This is a genomic window from Streptomyces sp. NPDC045021 (assembly GCF_056432645.1).
In genome coordinates, this window is record NZ_JBWKIQ010000004.1 from 57,131 (window position 1) to 74,170 (window position 17,040).

At 71.3% G+C, this 17,040-nt stretch carries 19 protein-coding genes; 7 read left to right on the forward strand and 12 right to left on the reverse strand.

Features of this window, described 5'->3' with window-relative positions; translation table 11 throughout:
* Positions 1 to 74: 74 nt before the first annotated feature.
* Complete coding sequence (gene lpdA, locus AC07DC_RS14385; protein WP_478914696.1) at positions 75 to 1,481, reverse strand: dihydrolipoyl dehydrogenase; 1,407 nt, start codon at positions 1,479 to 1,481, stop codon at positions 75 to 77.
* A gap of 337 nt (positions 1,482 to 1,818) precedes the next feature.
* Here lpdA and AC07DC_RS14390 point away from each other — a divergent pair, with 337 nt between their 5' ends.
* Positions 1,819 to 3,312 carry a hypothetical protein gene (locus AC07DC_RS14390; RefSeq protein WP_478914697.1) on the forward strand — a complete coding sequence of 498 codons (1,494 nt, stop codon included), beginning with the start codon at positions 1,819 to 1,821 and terminating at the stop codon, positions 3,310 to 3,312.
* A gap of 29 nt (positions 3,313 to 3,341) precedes the next feature.
* Here the strand turns inward: AC07DC_RS14390 and AC07DC_RS14395 are convergent, their stop codons facing one another.
* The 3 genes from AC07DC_RS14395 to AC07DC_RS14405 are packed head-to-tail and all read right to left on the reverse strand — an operon-like array spanning position 3,342 to position 6,013.
* Positions 3,342 to 4,355, reverse strand: coding sequence for an NAD(P)/FAD-dependent oxidoreductase (locus tag AC07DC_RS14395; protein ID WP_478914698.1), 1,014 nt, complete (start codon positions 4,353 to 4,355; stop codon positions 3,342 to 3,344).
* The gene (locus AC07DC_RS14400) at positions 4,352 to 4,921 is read right to left on the reverse strand and encodes an isoprenylcysteine carboxyl methyltransferase family protein (protein ID WP_478914699.1); all 570 of its coding nucleotides are present in this window, start codon (positions 4,919 to 4,921) and stop codon (positions 4,352 to 4,354) included. The genes AC07DC_RS14395 and AC07DC_RS14400 overlap by 4 nt, the downstream gene beginning before the upstream one ends.
* A gap of 12 nt (positions 4,922 to 4,933) precedes the next feature.
* Positions 4,934 to 6,013, reverse strand: coding sequence for a type III polyketide synthase (locus tag AC07DC_RS14405; protein ID WP_478914700.1), 1,080 nt, complete (start codon positions 6,011 to 6,013; stop codon positions 4,934 to 4,936).
* Positions 6,014 to 6,129: 116 nt separating this feature from the next.
* On the opposite strand from AC07DC_RS14405, the gene AC07DC_RS14410 reads away from it, so the two are divergent.
* Positions 6,130 to 7,023: a UbiA family prenyltransferase gene (locus AC07DC_RS14410; protein ID WP_478914701.1), complete on the forward strand. Its 894-nt coding sequence runs from the start codon at positions 6,130 to 6,132 to the stop codon at positions 7,021 to 7,023.
* A gap of 7 nt (positions 7,024 to 7,030) precedes the next feature.
* On the opposite strand, the gene AC07DC_RS14415 is transcribed toward AC07DC_RS14410, so the two are convergent.
* Positions 7,031 to 8,548, reverse strand: a complete 1,518-nt coding sequence (locus AC07DC_RS14415; protein ID WP_478914702.1) for an MFS transporter — start codon at positions 8,546 to 8,548, stop codon at positions 7,031 to 7,033.
* Between the two features lie 39 nt (positions 8,549 to 8,587).
* A complete protein-coding gene (locus AC07DC_RS14420) occupies positions 8,588 to 9,502 on the reverse strand; it encodes a class I SAM-dependent methyltransferase (RefSeq protein WP_478914703.1) in 915 nt (304 codons plus the stop codon).
* A 78-nt stretch (positions 9,503 to 9,580) separates the two neighbouring features.
* Between AC07DC_RS14420 and AC07DC_RS14425 the strand changes: the two genes are divergently transcribed.
* Together AC07DC_RS14425 and AC07DC_RS14430 are read left to right on the forward strand one after the other, a co-directional pair.
* Entirely contained in the window at positions 9,581 to 10,165 is a 585-nt protein-coding gene (locus AC07DC_RS14425; protein ID WP_478914704.1) for a helix-turn-helix domain-containing protein, read from the forward strand.
* 161 nt (positions 10,166 to 10,326) lie between these two features.
* On the forward strand, positions 10,327 to 10,884 hold the full coding sequence (locus tag AC07DC_RS14430) for a DoxX family protein (RefSeq protein WP_478914705.1): 558 nt from the start codon (positions 10,327 to 10,329) through the stop codon (positions 10,882 to 10,884).
* A 9-nt stretch (positions 10,885 to 10,893) separates the two neighbouring features.
* Here the strand turns inward: AC07DC_RS14430 and AC07DC_RS14435 are convergent, their stop codons facing one another.
* Complete coding sequence (locus AC07DC_RS14435; protein WP_478914706.1) at positions 10,894 to 11,727, reverse strand: hypothetical protein; 834 nt, start codon at positions 11,725 to 11,727, stop codon at positions 10,894 to 10,896.
* Between AC07DC_RS14435 and AC07DC_RS14440 the strand changes: the two genes are divergently transcribed.
* Positions 11,726 to 12,196: a hypothetical protein gene (locus AC07DC_RS14440; protein WP_478914707.1), complete on the forward strand. Its 471-nt coding sequence runs from the start codon at positions 11,726 to 11,728 to the stop codon at positions 12,194 to 12,196. The two genes, AC07DC_RS14435 and AC07DC_RS14440, sit on opposite strands and share 2 nt — an antisense overlap.
* Before the next feature lie 7 nt (positions 12,197 to 12,203).
* Here AC07DC_RS14440 and AC07DC_RS14445 read toward each other — a convergent pair whose 3' ends face one another.
* From AC07DC_RS14445 to AC07DC_RS14460, 4 genes are all read right to left on the reverse strand, one after another.
* Entirely contained in the window at positions 12,204 to 12,515 is a 312-nt protein-coding gene (locus AC07DC_RS14445; protein WP_478914708.1) for a DUF3817 domain-containing protein, read from the reverse strand.
* A gap of 2 nt (positions 12,516 to 12,517) precedes the next feature.
* Positions 12,518 to 12,985, reverse strand: coding sequence for a hypothetical protein (locus AC07DC_RS14450; RefSeq protein WP_478914709.1), 468 nt, complete (start codon positions 12,983 to 12,985; stop codon positions 12,518 to 12,520).
* Positions 12,982 to 13,320, reverse strand: coding sequence for a hypothetical protein (locus tag AC07DC_RS14455; protein ID WP_478914710.1), 339 nt, complete (start codon positions 13,318 to 13,320; stop codon positions 12,982 to 12,984). Before AC07DC_RS14455 ends, AC07DC_RS14450 begins: the two co-directional genes overlap by 4 nt.
* A gap of 138 nt (positions 13,321 to 13,458) precedes the next feature.
* A complete protein-coding gene (locus AC07DC_RS14460) occupies positions 13,459 to 14,130 on the reverse strand; it encodes a DJ-1/PfpI family protein (protein WP_478914711.1) in 672 nt (223 codons plus the stop codon).
* A 191-nt stretch (positions 14,131 to 14,321) separates the two neighbouring features.
* Between AC07DC_RS14460 and AC07DC_RS14465 the strand changes: the two genes are divergently transcribed.
* Positions 14,322 to 15,272: a GlxA family transcriptional regulator gene (locus AC07DC_RS14465; protein WP_478914712.1), complete on the forward strand. Its 951-nt coding sequence runs from the start codon at positions 14,322 to 14,324 to the stop codon at positions 15,270 to 15,272.
* 14 nt (positions 15,273 to 15,286) lie between these two features.
* On the opposite strand, the gene AC07DC_RS14470 is transcribed toward AC07DC_RS14465, so the two are convergent.
* Positions 15,287 to 15,766: an ATP-binding protein gene (locus tag AC07DC_RS14470; protein WP_478914713.1), complete on the reverse strand. Its 480-nt coding sequence runs from the start codon at positions 15,764 to 15,766 to the stop codon at positions 15,287 to 15,289.
* 233 nt (positions 15,767 to 15,999) lie between these two features.
* Here AC07DC_RS14470 and AC07DC_RS14475 point away from each other — a divergent pair, with 233 nt between their 5' ends.
* Positions 16,000 to 16,938, forward strand: a complete 939-nt coding sequence (locus AC07DC_RS14475; protein ID WP_478914714.1) for a helix-turn-helix domain-containing protein — start codon at positions 16,000 to 16,002, stop codon at positions 16,936 to 16,938.
* Positions 16,939 to 17,040: the final 102 nt, after the last annotated feature.

Here is a 17,040-nt window from a genome sequence, read left to right on the forward strand (position 1 = left end):
CCGGCCGCGAGCGCCGCGCAGGGGTCCGGTGCCGCATGTCCCGGACCCTTGCGCGACGAGTGCGACCAGCGCGATCAGAAGTTGATCATGTGTCCGGCCAGGCCGTGGATGGCCTCCTTGACCGCCTCGCCGAGCGTCGGATGGGCGTGCACGTTGCGCGCCACCTCGTGGACCGTCAGGTCCCACTGCTGGGCCAGGGTCAGCTCCGGCAGCAGTTCGGTGACCTCGGGACCGATCAGGTGCGCGCCGAGCAGCTCACCGTGGGTCCGGTCGCTGATCACCTTGACGAAGCCGACCGGGTCACCCAGGCCGTGGGCCTTGCCGTTCGCGGTGAAGGGGAACTTCACCACATTGACGTCGAAGCCCTTCTCCCGGGCCTGGGCCTCGGTCCAGCCGAAGCTGGCGATCTGCGGCTGGCAGTAGGTGGCCCGCGGAATCATGGTGAAGTCGAGTTCCATGGTCTCCGCGTCCGCCATGGTCTCGACCGCGATCACCGCCATCGACTCGGCCGCATGAGCCAGCATCAGCTTCGCGGTGACGTCGCCGATCGCGAAGATGTGCGGCACGTTCGTGCGGCCGCGAGCGTCCACGTCGATGGCGCCGCGCTCGGTCAGACGCACACCGGTGGCCTCCAGGCCGTAGCCGGTGACGCGCGGCGCGAAGCCGATCGCCTGCAGGACCTTGTCGGCCTCCAGGACCTGCTGCTGTCCGTCTCGCGAGACGGTGACCCGCACCTTGGCCGACGGGTCGCTGTCGTCGATGGACTCGACCCGGGTGGACGTCAGGATCTCGATGCCCAGACGCCGGTAGCGCTTGGCGAGCTCGGCCGAGATCTCGGCGTCCTCCAGCGGCACGACGCGGTCGAGGAACTCGACGATCGTGACCTTCACCCCGTAGTTGTGCAGCACATACGCGAACTCGACGCCGATCGCGCCGGCCCCGGCGATGATCATGCTCTCCGGAAGCGTGTCGGTGAGGATCTGCTCCTCGTAGGTGACGACCCGCTCGCTCAGCGAGGTGCCCGGCAGCAGCCGCGTCGTGGCCCCGGTCGCGACGATGCAGTGATCGAACGTCACCGTCTCGGTCCCGCCCGCCCGCAGCGCCACCTGCAGCGTGTGGTCGTCGACGAAGGTGCCCCGGCCGTCGTACTCGGTGATGCCGTTCTTCTTCATCAGGTAGTGCACGCCGGCGACGCGGCCGTCGGCGACCTTCCGGCTGCGCAGGTACGCCTCCCGGTAGTCGAAGCTGACCTTGCCCTCGACCCGGATTCCGAAGGTCTTCGCCTCGTGGGTGAAGATGTGCGCCAGTTCGGCATTGCGCAGCAGCGCCTTCGACGGGATACAACCGACGTTCAGGCACACCCCGCCCCAGTACTTCTCCTCGATGACCGCCGCGCGCAGTCCGAGCTGGGTCGCGCGGACCGCGGCGGTGTACCCGCCCGGGCCGGCGCCGAGGACCACGACGTCAAAGTGTGTACTCATGATCCACACCATAGACAGGGAGGGCGCCGTCCGAGCGGGCATCCGGGCAAGCGTGCCGTCTCTCACACGGGGCGCCCCCGCTGCTCCGGGTGCGCCTGCCGATCGAAGGCGGCAGACGGCGCGATGTCGCATCGACATGCGCTAACTCCGTATTGGCCATGGTTTTCCCGATTGGCGGTACATCATGCGGTGCTGAACCCTACGCTGACCGCAAGCCCTCCGGCCGGCCTCGCTGACCGCGGATCGCGCCAGGGGGCTCGGTGAGGGGGGCAGGAAATGCAGTGGGGGGCTTACGAGCTTCTGCCGTCGCCGGCACAGGACCGGTAGGGCCGAGGACGTGGGTATTTTCGCGGCTCGGGCCACCAAGCGCCTCATCGAGTCCGACATCGCACCGACAGGCAACTGGCTGGAACTGCCGGCCGACTGGCCCACTCTCGCCCGGGCCGACCTGCTCACCCTGGCGGCACTCCACACCCTGACCCAGGTCGACGTGGAGGACGCCACCTCCACCTGGGCGGCCGCGGGCGGCAAGGTCAACACGGGCGAGATCGCGGGCAAGAGCCTGCGCTCCCTGCTCCGCGTCGAGGGAGGAGTCGAGGGCGGCTGCCGGTTCGTGCTGGGTGCGGTCGACCCGGTCGGCGGGTTCGCCGGCGACTGGTCGCTCCAGGCCACTCCACAGGCAGCGGGTGTGCGGCTCGACGTGCCGTCCTGCCGCACCAGGGAGGACGCCCTGGTCAACGCCGACCTCTTCGCCGGGGTCCGCTCCACCCACGCGCAGACGCTGGCGGAGGGGCCGCCCCTGCGCCTCACGGACGGGCCGCCCCGGCTCGACGGGCTGGTCGAGACACAGGCCCTGCGCGCGCCGTCGGTCTTTCACGACGCCTCGCCTTTCGCCGACGACTACGTGATGCCCCTGCCGAGTGCGTTCAGGGACGGGGTGCGCATCCCCGTGCCGGCCACGGAGCGGGGGCCGCTCATCGGGTTGCTCCACGACTGCGGGCTGCCCGTCCGATCCGGGCAGGGCACGGACCAGGGCCTGTGCGCGGTGGACCTGGACGGTGGCCGTCCCGGACCGGCCGCCCGGCTGCGCCTGGTCGGGGGCATAGCGGGCGCGGGGAGCGACGAACTCGTCATCGAGCTCGCGCAGGAGTCGGAGCTGGGCCGCCAACGCACCTTCCGGGCGATGCTCTGTCTGCTGTGGCGCATCGCGGATCGCGGCCGCGGCGCGTGCCCGCAGACGGTGCAGGTGCTCGCCGGCTTTCTGGAGGAGTGCGGCGTCGACCGCTCCGACCCCGATCGCCAGGCCGTGTTCCGGCCCACCTGGAATCCGGAGCTGCCCCTCGGCGTGGTCCCGCTGCGCCCGGGGATCTCGCTCCCCGTCGCGCTCTGCGTCCGCACGCGGGGCGATTCGCTGATGGAGTGCCTGGTGGCGGCCCAGACCTGGCTGGTGGTCAGGGAACGCACCTGGACCCGTGGGCTGCGCGCGGCCTCCCGCCGGCACAACAGGATCTACTCGATGCGCCGACCGGCGTTCCTCGCCCAGAACGGCAACCGGCTGCCGTATCTGCGGTACGCCCACACCAGCGTCGCCGATGTGGAGACCGCCGTGCTGACCGGCGCGGACACGATGTGGTTCTGGGAGTGCGTCCTCAAGTCCTCCGTGGGTGCGGACGGCGTGCGCGAGAGCGTCCTGTTGGTGGACGGTCTCAGCCAGACCGACAGCCTGCTGGGGTACGGGGCCGAGCTGCTGCGGCTGCTGGGAGCCTTCGCCCGTCTGGTGCGTTCCGTGGAACCCGCGGCCGAGATCCGCACGATCACTCTCGATCTGTAGGCCGTCTCCCGTACCGCCCACCGGCCCGGCTACCGCAGAACGTGCACCGCGCCCGAGAAGACGGCGGGCAGACGGGCGGCGGCCGGGACGATGAGGCGGGCGGTGCGCGGGTGGCGGCCGGCCATCAGGAGCGCCTCGGTCAGGACACGGTGGCGCCGTGTCAGCCGCGCCCACGCCGCCTCGTAGGCTTCCGGGCGACCGCCGACCAGACACCGCACCGCCGCCTCGGCGCTCCGCAGCCCCAGCGCGATGCCCTCACCGGTGAGGGCATCGGTGTATCCCGCCGCGTCACCGACGAGCAGGATCCGGCCGGCGACGCGGCGGCGTACCCGCTGGCGCAGCGGCCCTGCGCCGCGTACGGACGTCGCGGCCGAGCCCCGCAACTGCGCGGACAGTGCCGGAAAGGCGGCGAGATGGTCGTCGTACCCGCGCCGGCTGCGGCTCAGTACGGCGACGCCCACCAGGTCATCGGCGACGGGTGTCACATAGGCCTCGCCGTGGTCGGACCAGTGCACCTCGACGAAATCCGTCCACGGCTCCACCCGGTAGTGCCGGCGCAGCCCGTAACGTCCTTCCGCGCGGTCCGGAAGTCCCAGCCCCAGGCTGCGGCGCACGGGGGAGTGCAGGCCGTCGGCTGCGATCAGCCACCGTGCCGTCATCCCCGCGGCGACCACATGGTCCGCCGACTGGCGCACCGAGGACACCTTGCCGGTCACGATCGACACCCCGAGATCCCGGGCGCGCCGGTGCAGCGCGCTGTGGAGGGTGGTGCGGCGGATTCCGAGCCCGGTGGTGCCACGGAAACCGGCCTCGGCCTGGCGGGTGGCGTCCAGATAGCGGATGCCGCGCAGTTCGCGACCGGCGACGTCGACGCCCAGCGCCCGCAGGGCGGCGACTCCGCCCGGCATGACACCTTCGCCGCACGCCTTGTCCACGGGAGCGGTCCTGGGCTCCATGACGACGGCCTGCATCCCGGCGAGGGCGGCGTGCATGGCGGCGGCCAGTCCCGCGGGACCCCCGCCGGCCACCAGGACATCGATCATGTCGTCGCGTCCAGACCGGCGCCGGGTCCCGGCACCCCTGCCGGTACGGACCGTGGTCCGGCGGCGGTGGCCAGGGTCGCGTTCTCGCAGCGGACGCGCACGGTGAGCAGGGCGGCGTTCAGAACGGTGAAGGAGACGGCGGTGACCCAGGCGGTGTGCACCAGGGGAAGCGCCACGCCTTCGGCGACGACGGCGACGTAGTTCGGATGGCTGAACCACCGGTAGGGGCCTCCGGTCACCAACGGCATCCCGGGAATGACGATCACGCGGGTGTTCCAGCGTGGGCCCAGGGTGCTGATGCACCACCACCGAAGTCCCTGGGCCGCCACCACCACGGCCAGCATCGGCCATCCCAGAGACGGTACGAAGGCGCGGTCGGCGAGCCCGGCTTCGATCACACACCCCGCGAGCAGCGCGGTATGCAGGACGACCATGGCGGGGTAGTGGCCCTGACCGGCCTCGACCGCTCCACGGGCCGTGCTCCAGCGCTCGTTGCGCCGGGCGACGACAAGTTCGGCGACCCGTTCGACGGCGACCGCCGCCACCAACAGTGCGTACCAGATCATGAGTCCTCCGACCTACCAGCGCAGCAGCACCAGTTCGCAGCAGAAACCGGGCCCCATCGCCAGCAGCAGACCCGGGGCGCCCGCCGGTGGGCGGCGTTCGGCCCACGTGTCCCGCAGCACATGGAGTACCGACGACGAGGAGAGGTTCCCGACCTCGGCCAGGTGGCGCCACGTCACGTCCAGCGCCCCGTCCCGCAGGTCGAGGCTTTCCGAGACGGCCTCCAGAACGCGGGGACCGCCCGGATGGCACACCCAGGCGGCCACGTCCTTGGGTTTCAGTCCGTGCTCGCTCAGGAACCCCTTCACGTCGTCGGCGAGATGGCGGCGCACCACATCGGGGACGGCGGGATCCAGGACGACCTTGAAACCGGAGTTCGTGATGCTCCAGCCCATGACCTGTTCGGTGTCGGGGTACAGCCGGCTGCGTGTGGCGACGATCGTCGGTCCGGCCGGTAGGGGCGCCCCGGCGGGCGACCCGCCGGTGCGTGCCGCCCCGCAGGCCACGACCGCGGCGGCGCCGTCGCCGAACAGGGCCGTCGCCACCATGTTGGCCATGGAGTCGTCGTTGCGCTGGAAGGTGAGCGAGCACAGTTCGACCGACAGCAGCACCGCGACATGGTCCGGCCGCCCGAGCAAGTAGTCGTGCACGCGGGCCAGTCCGGCGGCGCCCCCCACGCAGCCGAGGCCGAACAGCGGCATCCGTTTGACGTCCTCGCGCAGTCCGAGCCGGCCGACGAGCCGCGCGTCGATCGACGGGGTGGCGATCCCGGTGACCGAGGTGAACATCAGCAGATCGACGTCGGAAGGCAGCAACCCCGCGGCGCGCAGCGCCCCGCGGACCACTTGGGAGCCCAGGGCGGTGGCCCCCGTGATGAAGGCGTCGTTGGCGGCGCCGAAGCCGTCCAGTTCCGCGTACCGGTCGAGCGGCAGCGTCATATGGCGCGAACGGACCTGGGATCCCTGATGGAGCCGGTCCAACACCTTGCGGTCGGTGCTCGGGGGCAGACAGGTGCGCGCCACTATGTCCGTGATCTCGGCCTGCGCGTGACGGTGGGGCGCCAGTGCGCCGTGAACGGCTGCGATACGGGTCATGGGACTCCCGACGTGGGGGCGGGGCCTGCTCCGGAACTTCACCCGGGACAGGCATTCAACACCCGGTGATCACCGGCACACGCTGCGACACGACCAGAGGTGCCTAGGATCGGCCTGTGGCCCTTCCCGAGCAGCCGACCGCCGGTGCCCCGTCTGTTCCCCCGTCCGTCCGATCGAGTGGCCGGGCAGCCGGCCTGGCGGGATCCCTCGCGGGGTCCTGTCACCCCGGACCGACGGCGGCGGTCACGGTGCTGGTGACCGTTCTGGCCTGGGCCGCGAGCCGCAGTGCCGCGCTCACCACGCTGACCGCTGCGGCCGTACTGACCGGGCAGTTGTCGGTGGGCTGGTGCAATGACGCGTTCGACGCGCGCCGCGACATCGCCGCCGGCCGCCGCGACAAGCCGATCGCCGCCGGTGCGGTCGGGGCGAGAACCGTGTGGACGGCCGCGTGGTGCGCACTGGCGCTGTGCGTGCCGCTGTCGCTGGCCTGCGGTGCGCGGGCGGGGACCGTCCACCTGGCGGGGGTCGCCGCGGCGTGGGCGTACGACCTGCGCCTCAAGGCGACGGCGTGGTCCTGGTTGCCCTACGCGGCAGGCTTCGCGAGCCTGCCCGCCTTCGTGGCGCTGAGCCTGCCGGGGCACCCGTGGCCCGCCTGGTGGGTCGCCTGCGCGGGAGCGCTGCTGGGCATCGGCGCCCACCTGGGTGACGTACTGCCGGACATCCGCGCGGACCTGGCGGCCGGGGTCCGGGGATGGCCGCAGCGGCTGGGCACTCTCGGCACCCGCCGGTTGCTCCCGCTCCCTCTGGTGGCCGCGACCGCCGTCCTGGTCCTCGGTCCGCCGGGCCGACCCGGTGCGGGGAGCGTGGCAGCGCTCGTCGCGGCCGTGTTGGTCGCCGGGGCGGGGAGCGTGGTGGGCCGCCACCGGGAACGGGCGGCCTTCGCCTCCGCCGTTCTGGTGGCGGCGCTCGACGTGGCGCTGCTGGTGGGCCGCGGCGCGGCGATCACCTGACCCGGCCTCAGGAGCTGGTGCTCCGACGTGGCAGGTCAGGTCCGGCTGTCTGCTGTGCACGCGGCCCGGACCGACTCGCAAGGTGTCGCGAGTGTCGCGAGAGAGTCCGGCTTCCCACCGCGATGACGAGCGCGACGACGATCAGAATCGCCGCCACCGCGAATGTGATCCGCATGCCGGTGGCAACCGCCTCGGGACGCGCCGTCGTGACGTCGCTGGTCGCTGTCGCGAGCGCGAACACGGCGCCCATGACGGACGCGCCGGTGATGAGACCGAGATTGCGCGACAGGTTGAGCATGCCGGACATGACGCCTCGCTGATCCGGGCGGATGTCTGCCATGACAGCGGTGTTGTTGGCGGTCTGGAACACCGCATAGCCGGCGGTGACGACGACGAGCGGGACAATGTAGCCGATGATGCCGAGCGTCGCCGACGTCATGGACAGGATGAGGGAACCGGCCGCCATGGCGGTGAGCCCGATGACGGTCATGCGGGATGCGCCGAAGCGGTCCGCGATGCGACCGGCCGGCACCCCCGTCAGCGCGGCGACGAGCGGACCGACCGACAGGACGAGTCCGACCAGCGCCTCATCGAGCCCGAGCGTACGAGCGAGATAGAACGGCCCGACCACCAGCGTGGCCATCATCACCGTCGAGACGAGCGCGCTCATGGCGAGGCTCGCACTCAGCACCGGATCGCGGAACGTCGCCAGTCGGATCAACGGTGACGCCGCCCTCGCCTCGGTGCGTACGAAGAGCCCGACTCCGACCGCGGCAGCCACCAGCAGAGCGAGGTTGAGCGGACCGAGACGGCCGCGCCCCAGGGTCATGGCCAGCGCATAGGCCGCGAGCGTCAGGGCGAGCAGCAGCGTGCCCACATGGTCGAAGCGGGCCCGATCGGTCCTGGGCTCCCGCCGGTCAACGGGCAGGTAGCGGTGGGCGAGAAGGAACGTCAGCACGCCCAGCGGTGCGTTGACGAGGAAGATGGCCCGCCAGCCGAGTCCCGAGATGAGAGCGCCGCCCAGCGACGGACCGAGAGCGGTGCCTATCGCGGACATCGTTCCGAGCAGCCCCATGGCGCTACCCGTCCTTGCCTTCGGAACCGTCTCGCCGACGAACGCCATGGTGAGGGCCATCATGATGGCCGCTCCGAGGCCCTGCGCCGCACGGGCGGTGATCAGCAGCCACAGCGTGGGCGCGGCGCCGCACAGGACCGAGGCCGCCGTGAACAGGAGGATCCCGGCCAGGAGCAACCGCCGGCGGCCGATGATGTCACCGAGCCGCCCGACGCTGACGATCACCGTGGTGATGGCGAGGAGATACGCCAGGACGATCCACTGGACTTGTTGGAAAGAGGCGGCGAACGCGTGCGCCAACGTCGGCAGGGCGACATTGGCGACGCTGGTGCCGAGCGAGGACAGCAACATGGAGAGCGAGAGGCCGGCGAGCGCCCACCGGACCGAAGCCGCCCGATTCGCGCCTCCGGCCGCCGCCGCGTCCTGTCCCGCGCTGATTGTCCTCAACATGAACTCCGTTCTCTGGTGACTCGCAGGTGTCCGGCGGGGTCAACGAGCCGGGCGCACGCCCGTGAAGACCGTGGTGGCGGAGAGCAGGAAGGCGTCGGGCCGCCGCAGGATGCCCTCCGGGGCCCCGGGGTCCAGCAGCACGTCGAGCGTGGTGCGGTCGTCCGCGTCCAGGGAGTGGCTCATCGTCTCCCGCAGCCGGGTCAGATGGGTGTGCAGAAAGGTTCGGGCCGTCTCGCCCGCAGGTGCCGGCAGGTCGAGGAGGGAAGTGAAGCTGCCGGCGCGGGCGAGCCCGGCGCGGCCGAGCATCGCGGGCCAGTCCTCGACCACGGCGGTGCTGCCGGGCAGCTCGGCCCGCATGATCTCGAACCAGTCCTCCTGGGCGGCGTCGAGCCGCGCCTGGAGGCCCGGCCTGCCGATGCCGATGTCGCGCGGGAGAAAGCGCGTCGGCAGGCCGCCCTCCGCCACGGCGAGCACCCCGCCGGGCCTCAGCACTCCGGCGAGCGCGTTCAACGTCTCCTGCTGATCGCCGAGGTGGTGCACGGCCTTGCTGCTCCAGATCAGATCCGCCGTGCCGAGGCCGCCCTCCCCGTGCTCGTCACCGCCGTCCAGACCCTCGGGAAGCTCCGCGTGCCGGGCGGTGATCCGGCCGCCGAGGCCGAGCCGCTCGGCGCGAGCCAGTGCGCGCTCCAGCAGACCGGGGGTGCCGTCCACGGCGACCACCTCGGCTTCCCTGAAGGTCTCCGCGAGCACGCAGGTCATCACGCCGGGCCCACTGCCGATGTCGAGGACGCGCCGGACTTCCCGCTCCGGGCCGAGCAGCTCCTCCAGGCGGGCCGCCGTCCGGCGGAGGACGGGAAGCTGCAGCTCGCCGCTGTTCTCCAGTTGGGCGGCCATGACCTCCCAGTCGAGGTCGGTGTCGTGGTGTCCGTGTCCGGAGGCGCTGTGTGGGCTCATGCCGAGGAGCGTGTACCCCGTGGTTCTACGGTGGCAACTCTTGTTGCCATTTCCGGGACAGCGGGGTGGAATGCCCGCATGGACACATCACCGCCCTACCAAACGGTCCTCGACGAGGTCGCCCCCCGGCTCAGACGGCTGCGCGCCGAGCACGGCCTCACGCTGGCCGCGCTCGCCGAGGCGACCGGCATCTCGAAGAGCACCCTGTCCCGGTTGGAGTCCGGACAGCGCCGCCCCAGCTTGGAACTGCTGTTGCCGCTCGCCGGCGCCTACCACGTGGCCCTGGACGAGCTGGTCGGCGCGCCCGAAGTGGGGGATCCCCGGGTGCGGTTGACACCCCGCACCCTGCCGAACGGCGGCACGTCCGTGGCCCTGACCCGGAGTCCGGGCCGCCTCCAGGCGTACAAGATGGTCATCCCCGACCGGGGTGCCGAGCCGGAACTCCGTACGCACGAGGGCTACGAGTGGCTCTACGTTCTGGACGGCCGGCTGCGGCTCGTCCTCGCCGAGCACGATCTGGTCCTCGGCCCCGGGGAGGCCGCCGAGTGGGACACCCGGCTGCCCCACTGGTTCGGCAGCGCGGACGGACGGCCCGTCGAGATCCTCAGCCTCTTCGGGAGGCAGGGGGAGCGCATGCACGTCCGCGCGAAGCCCCACGCGTGACGGCATGACAACCGCGGTGGCGGGACCGGACGCCGCCCGCGCAGGGGAGCGGGGCTCGTTGCCCGTATGGCCCAGCGCCGGGGCGCGCATGCGGCTCGTGGCACGGAGAGTGGAGACATACGCCCGTAGCCCATCCCCGAAGCCACCTCCTGGAGACAGCGATGACGTGCATCAACCGACGGGACCTCGGTCTGCTCACCCTCCGGGTCGGCGCCGGGGCGGTGCTGATGGCCCACGGGACGCAGAAGCTGTTGGGGTGGTTCGGCGGCGGGGGCCTGACGGCGACTGCGGCCGGGATGGAGCAGATGGGGTTCACACCAGGTCGGCAGAGCGCGATCGCCGCCGGTCTCGGTGAGGCCGGGGGTGGAGCGCTGCTGGCACTGGGTCTGGCCACCCCCGCCGCCGGGGCGGCAGCGGCGGGCGCCATGGCGGGGGCCGTGGCGGTCCATGCGCCGGCCGGATTCTTCGCCCAGGGCGGCGGCTTCGAATATCCCGCCTTCCTCGGGTTCACCGCGGCCTCGGTCGGCCTGTGTGGGCCGGGCCGCTACTCCCTGGACCACGCCACCCGCCACCGGTTCGACCAGCCGTGGATGGTCGCGCTGGCCTTCGTGGGCAGCGCGCTGATGGCTGCCGCTGTCGTCACGAAGCGCGCGACGGTACTGGCGGCCGCCGAGGACGGGGACGACGTGTACGGGGATGAGGACGATGACGAACAGTAGGCCGCCGCGTCAGGACGAGAAGCCGATGTGCACATGGTCGTGGTGGGTGTCGTCGGAGAAGAACTGATTCGACGTCGCACCACCCGACAGCAGCACGGGGCCGCCGACGTTGTACGAGCCCGCGGCCGCGGCGGCCCGCATGAACGCGGTGATCAGCGAGCGTGAGGTCGCCGGATCGACCACCGGGTGGCCGTCGATGCGCCATACGTCGAAGGCTTTTCCGACCGGATGGTCGCTGGGACGGCTGGTGCCGAACACGTCCAGCGGATGGCCGGACCGCACCACGCTCACCGACATGCGGTAGGTATCGGCCAACTGCAACATCGCCCGGAGCACGCTCTCGTGCACCGCGCCGCTGCGGATGTCCGCGGCCGACGCGGGCGGCAGCTCGATGTTCGAGCGGGCCGGCACCGCCCGCGCCGAGGCGGTCGGCGACGGGGCGGCAGGCCCCGGGACCGCCGGATGCAGCGCGGTGACGCTCCAGCCGGAACCCGTCCGGCTCAGCCGCACGTCCACGGTGGTGCCACCTGCAATGACAGCTCCGGTGCCGCTCCTGCCCCATTGGCGGCACACCACGAGAACGCTCGCGGTGTCGGTCAGGAGACCGCCGTACTGCGCGTCGATCACCTGCACGGTCGCTTCGTCCCACGGCGGCAGCAGGGACCCGGCCTGGGAGGCGAGTTGGCCGGCGAGCGCGGTGGGAATGCCGAGCGCGGCGGCCCGCGCCGCGGCCTGACGCTGCCCGCTCTGCCCGTGCCGCCACGATCCGAGCGCCTCGATCAGCGTCACGGCACTCCGTTTCGCCGCGGGCTCGATCTCGCCGGGGCCCGGTTGCCACGGCATGGCTGCGGGCAGCGTCGCGCTGGGCCGTACGGAAGGCGCGGCGGATGACGTGGGCGCGGCGGTCGCGGTGGACGACGGGGACGGGGCGGCCGTGGTGGCCGTCGTGGGTGGTGTCGGGGTACGTGAGCTGCCGGTGGACGACGGCGCCGTCGTACCGTTCGAACAACCCGTCGCCCACATCAGCACGGACGATGCGCCCCACAGCACCGACCGTCGTCCGACCATGCCTGCGCGGACGGTGGCGCCGGTGGGGCGTGCGGGAGGCGTGGCCATTTCCAGTTCCTCGGACGAGGCGGCGTCAGGGCGCGACCAGTATCTGCCCGATGAGGCGCAACAGCGGGTTGCCACGGCGCGCGCCGGCGGATGCCGGGGAGAAGGTGACGGCCGGCTCGCGGCGGCGCTGAGCCGGCCGGTCCGCGCTGACGGCGCCGCGCTCTCGTGGCGCGGCGCCGTCCGGTTCCGGCAATGACGTACCGTCAGTCGCCCGCGAGGGCGGACGAGTGCTCGGCGCCGGTTGCCGTCCCGTTGTCCCTGGACGTCCGTTCCAACCGGCGCAGGGCGAGGATTCCTCCGATGCCGGGGATCAGCGTCAGGGCCGTGGTGCGCGGGGTTCTGCCCGGGTCCCGGGCGCCGGCGACGATGGTGAACAGATAGGCGCAGCCGTGGGCCGGTCCAGCCAGTGACGAGATCGCGGGCAGGTGCGCGGTGAACAGATTCCCCAGCAGGACCACGAGGGATGCCAGTTCGACGGCAGCGGAGATGCGCAGCGGTTGCCGTGTGCGGTTCATGGTCATGCTCCTGTGGTGGATCCGGGTCGGACGATCATCAGGACGGTCACCGCGGCCCACAGCAGGTTGAAGATGCCGGTGAGCATGGCCAGCTGTACCGTCGCGGCGCGCTCGACGGGTGGCGATCCCTGATCGAGTCGGATCAACAGGGCGTCCTGGCGCGGCAGAACCAGCAGCGCCAGGACTCCGGCCGCCACTGCGGTGAGCACGATCGAGACGATGAGCCAGGCATCGCCCAGGACACCGAGGCTGCTGGCCGTGGCGAACCCGAAGACCGGAACCGCCAGAGCGATCGCGGCGTACACCCGGCAGATGCGGTGCAGGAGTCGGACCATGGCGAGGGATGACGCGTCCGGGCCCGCCGACTGAGCGCGCCGGACCGCCGCGGGCACCATGCTGGCCGCGACGGTCACAGGACCGATCGCGACGATGGCGACGAGGACGTGGATGGCCAAGAGGAGTTTGGTCATGACTGAACGCCGGGCTCCCGTTCCGCTTCGACGGCTCGCTCACCGGTCACCGCGGCGGCGGGCAGACGTCCTGCCTTGGCTTTGCCGGTGAGCCGATCGCCGTCGAGGGCGAGGGTGTACAGGAGGTGGAGCCGCAGGGGTTTGGTGATGGAGAGCCTCCATGTCACCTGGCCGCCCTCGACGGAGATGTCGGTCAGCGGCATCTCCTCACCGGATCGCCGGTCGCGGGCTGTGCCGCACCAGGATCCGTCGGGCCGCAGGGTCAGTTCCGCTCTGGCGCGTTGCTTGCCCAGCGGGGTGTCCATCGTCAGATTCCAGATGCCTTCGGCAGTCACGTGGCAGATGCGCTTTCGGTAGTGGAGTGGATTGTCCGGTGGCCGAGGTGGGGCCGTGATCCGGGCGCCGGACAGCGGCCCGTGGTCGGCGGGCAATTGATGGGCGGGGGGCGCCGGTCGGTTCAGAGGACGAGGGCGTCAGAGGACGAGGGCGGGGGTCTGTCCACGGGTGGACCAGACGACGCCGCGTCGCTCGTGGGCGAAGAGCCGTTCCACACTGTGGGCGACGCGCGGGCCGACTTCGCGCTCGATGAGGTACAGGGCGAGATCGAGGCCGGATGTGACGCCGGCCCCGGTGACGAGGTCACCGTCGTCGACGACCCGGGCCTGTACGGGGCGGGCTCCGGTGGCCTCCAGCAGTTCGAGGCCCAAGTGGTGGGTGGTGGCGTGACGGCCTTCGATCAGGCCCGCCATGGCCAGGATCAGCGAACCGCCGCAGACCGTCGCGACGATGGTGTCCTCGCGGTGCAGTGCCTCCTCCGCCAGGCGGGGGAGGTCGGTCTGCAGAGTCCGGCCGAGGATGGCGGGGATGCCGCGCTGCAGCTCCTCCTCGCTGGTCGACGCTTCCGAGGGGAACTCGCCGACGGCGCCCGGCAGGATGATCACGTCGGCGCGCACCGGGTCCAGCGGGGCGGTGGAGCGCAGGGTGAGAGGGCCGGCGCCGCTGAGGACCTCACGGGGTCCTTCCGCGGTCACCAGCTCCACGCGCACCGCCCCTTCGGTGAACATGCCCGCGGCGTGCAGCACCTCGTACGGAGCGATGACATCCAGGGGATCGAATCCATCGAACAGGACGATCTGGGCAAGCATGGGGCAGTCCTTCTTTCGTCGCTCGCAGCGTTACCGCACCACACGCTAGGCGGATCGTCAGAGGCTTCCCATGGGCTGGAACGACAAAGGGCAACGGGTTCCCGCCAACTCCTTGACGTGCACACTTTGCGGTCCAGGGCTCTTGAACACCGCCGTACCTCTGTGGCGGGAACTCACCTATCGTGGACTCCGTGCATACGGTCGCAGTCCTTGTCCTGGATCATGTGGTGGCGTTCGACATGGCGACGCCCATCGAGGTGTTCGGGCGTACCCGCCTTCCCGACGGGCGCCGGCCCTACCGCGTACGGGTCTGCGGCGCTGCGCCGGAGGTGGCCGGCGAGGCCTTCACGCTGCGCGTTCCGTGGGGGCTCGAGGCGCTGGCGGACGCGGACACCATCATCGTGCCGGGCTGCTCGGAAGACGCCCCGCCGCCGGGACCGGACGTTCTCGACGCGCTGCGCGCCGCGGCCGCCTCGGGCACCCGCATCGCGTCGATCTGCAGTGGCGCGTTCATCCTCGCGGCGACGGGCCTGCTGGACGGGCTGCGCGCGACGACCCACTGGGTGGCGGCGGAGCAGCTCGCTGAACGGTTTCCCCTCGTCGAGGTGCAGCCCGATGTCCTGTACGTCGACAACGGCCGGCTCCTCACCTCCGCGGGCGCGGCGGCCGGCCTGGATCTGTGCCTGTACATGATCCGCCGCGACCTGGGTTCCGCCGTGGCGGCCGACGCCGCCCGGATGGCGGTCGTGCCGCTGGAACGGGAGGGCGGTCAGGCCCAGTTCATCGTCCACGCGCAGCCGCCCGTACCGCGCGGATCGCTCCTGGAGCCGGTGCTGTCCTGGATCGAGGACCATCTAGGGCAGGACGTCACTCTGGAGGCCATGGCCGCGCGCAGCGGGATGAGTGAGCGGACCTTCAGCCGGCGCTTCCGGGAGCAGACCGGAACCACACCACTGCAGTGGTTGCTGCGTGCGCGCGTGCGCCGGGCCCAGTTCCTGCTGGAGACGACCGAGTACGCGGTCGAGCGGATCGCGACGCAGGCCGGCTTCGGGTCACCGACCGCGTTTCGCGAGCGCTTCAAACGTGTCGTCGGGGTGACCCCGTACGCCTACCGGTCCTCGTTCCGCCGCACTGCCGCCTGAGCCGTGCCCAGCTCCTACGGGGAGTACGGAAAGCTGTCGCGGGTGCACGGCAGCAGCCGGTCGGGGCGGGGCAGGCGGACCAGGATCGTCTTTCCCTGCTCGTCGGCGTCGGTGTGCGCGTGGGTGCTGCCGTTGGCCTCGGCGGCGAGATCAGCCACCAGGCGCAGGCCCCAGCCGCCGCTTCCGTCGGCGTGCGGGGCATGCGTCGGTCGGGGGCAGTGGGGGTGACGGTCGTGCACGGCGACGATGAGGCTGCGCGGGCCGAGCGCCAGGATGATGTCGGCGGTCGGTGAACGGTGCGCGGTGTGCTGGACGCTGTTGGTGAGGAGTTCGGTCAGGATGAACAGGGCCGACTCCACCACGGGGTGCTCCACATCCAGATCCCACTCCGCGAAGTGCGCCCGTGCCCGCCGTCGGGCGGTGGGAACCGACACCGCGACGGTGGGCACGGTGAAGATGCGTTGGCGGAGCTGGGACTGGATGGAGACCGGCACAGCGCGGATCCTTCCGGTGCGGCGGCATCGACCCCGGGTGAAAAGTGTCCGAAGGCCGAGCGGGGCCGTTGCGGAGTGTTGCCGCTGGGGAGGCCGATCCAGTGATTCGAACGGATTGGCTGAAACCCACCGTAAACCGACCCCCTCTTTTGGGGAATGCCGGATAGTAGACATTGACCATAAGTAGACGCGCCCATTTTGGGGGTCCTGTGTCCGACGGTTTCCTGGCCCCGGTGGGGCTCGGCGAGATCGAAAGCGCCCTCTACCTGCATCTTCTCTCCGCTCCGCGCAGCACCGCCGCGCAGCTGGCCGCACTGGACGGCTCCACCGCGGCACGCATCCGTCCGGCCCTGGGTCGCCTGGTGGACGCCGGCCTCATCACGCGGCTGACGGGGGCACCCGTGCGCTACGTCGCGTCCCCTCCCGAAGCAGCCGTCGGCTCCCTCGCCGCCCGCCGGCAGCAGGAACTGGAGGAGCTCCGCGCCCACGTCCGCTCGCTGGCCCTGCGTTTCCAGGGGGCCGGTGCGGGACACCCGAGCGAGCTCGTCGAGCTGGTGGAAGGGCGCGAGGCACAGCTGAACCGCGTCGAGCGGATGCAGCTCGGCTCGGAGGAGGAGATGCAGGTCATCGACTGTCCGCCGTACTTCAGCAGCCCGACGTTCAACCCGATCGAATTCCAGCTGCTGGGCCGCGGGATCAGTTGCCGGGTGATCTACGACGCGGTGTCGCTCGAAGGGCGCATGCCGTTCGTCCAGGACTGTATCGACGCGGGTGAGCAGGCCCGAAGCCTGCCGAAGGTGCGGATGAAGATGCTCATCGCGGATCGGCGCGCCGCGATGATCCCGTTGAACTTCGAGGCGACCGAGTCGATGGCGGCCCTGTTCGTCCATCCCTCTCCGCTTCTGACGGCTCTGGTCACCTGCTTCGATCTGCTGTGGGAACGGGCGACGCCGCTGGCCGTCAGCAAGAAGGGCGCGGCGGGTTCCCTGGCGACGGCCGACCGTGAGCTGCTGTCCATGCTGGCGGCCGGGATGAAGGACGCCACGATTACCCGCGCGCTCGGCATCACGCAGCGGACGATGACCCGGCGCGTGGCCCACCTGATGGCTTCACTGGATGCGAAAACCCGCTTCCAGGCCGGCCTGCAGGCCGCCAAACGCGGCTGGCTGTAGACGTCGCCCCTCCCCGCTCATCGACAGCCCCCAACCGCCCGATCCGGTCCCGCCGGCATGGCATTCCCAGCGCCTCAGAACGACGGTCCCGGACGGATCCAC

Bases quoted from the DNA above. Each gene is read 5' to 3' on its own strand.
- lpdA (WP_478914696.1), bottom strand. From the start codon at position 1,481: ATGAGTACACACTTTGACGTCGTGGTCCTCGGCGCCGGCCCGGGCGGG.
- AC07DC_RS14395 (WP_478914698.1), bottom strand. From the start codon at position 4,355: ATGATCGATGTCCTGGTGGCCGGCGGGGGTCCCGCGGGACTGGCCGCC.
- AC07DC_RS14400 (WP_478914699.1), bottom strand. From the start codon at position 4,921: ATGATCTGGTACGCACTGTTGGTGGCGGCGGTCGCCGTCGAACGGGTC.
- AC07DC_RS14405 (WP_478914700.1), bottom strand. From the start codon at position 6,013: ATGACCCGTATCGCAGCCGTTCACGGCGCACTGGCGCCCCACCGTCAC.
- AC07DC_RS14415 (WP_478914702.1), bottom strand. From the start codon at position 8,548: ATGTTGAGGACAATCAGCGCGGGACAGGACGCGGCGGCGGCCGGAGGC.
- AC07DC_RS14420 (WP_478914703.1), bottom strand. From the start codon at position 9,502: ATGAGCCCACACAGCGCCTCCGGACACGGACACCACGACACCGACCTC.
- AC07DC_RS14425 (WP_478914704.1), top strand. From the start codon at position 9,581: ATGGACACATCACCGCCCTACCAAACGGTCCTCGACGAGGTCGCCCCC.
- AC07DC_RS14430 (WP_478914705.1), top strand. From the start codon at position 10,327: ATGACGTGCATCAACCGACGGGACCTCGGTCTGCTCACCCTCCGGGTC.
- AC07DC_RS14440 (WP_478914707.1), top strand. From the start codon at position 11,726: ATGGCTGCGGGCAGCGTCGCGCTGGGCCGTACGGAAGGCGCGGCGGAT.
- AC07DC_RS14435 (WP_478914706.1), bottom strand. From the start codon at position 11,727: ATGCCGTGGCAACCGGGCCCCGGCGAGATCGAGCCCGCGGCGAAACGG.
- AC07DC_RS14445 (WP_478914708.1), bottom strand. From the start codon at position 12,515: ATGAACCGCACACGGCAACCGCTGCGCATCTCCGCTGCCGTCGAACTG.
- AC07DC_RS14450 (WP_478914709.1), bottom strand. From the start codon at position 12,985: ATGACCAAACTCCTCTTGGCCATCCACGTCCTCGTCGCCATCGTCGCG.
- AC07DC_RS14460 (WP_478914711.1), bottom strand. From the start codon at position 14,130: ATGCTTGCCCAGATCGTCCTGTTCGATGGATTCGATCCCCTGGATGTC.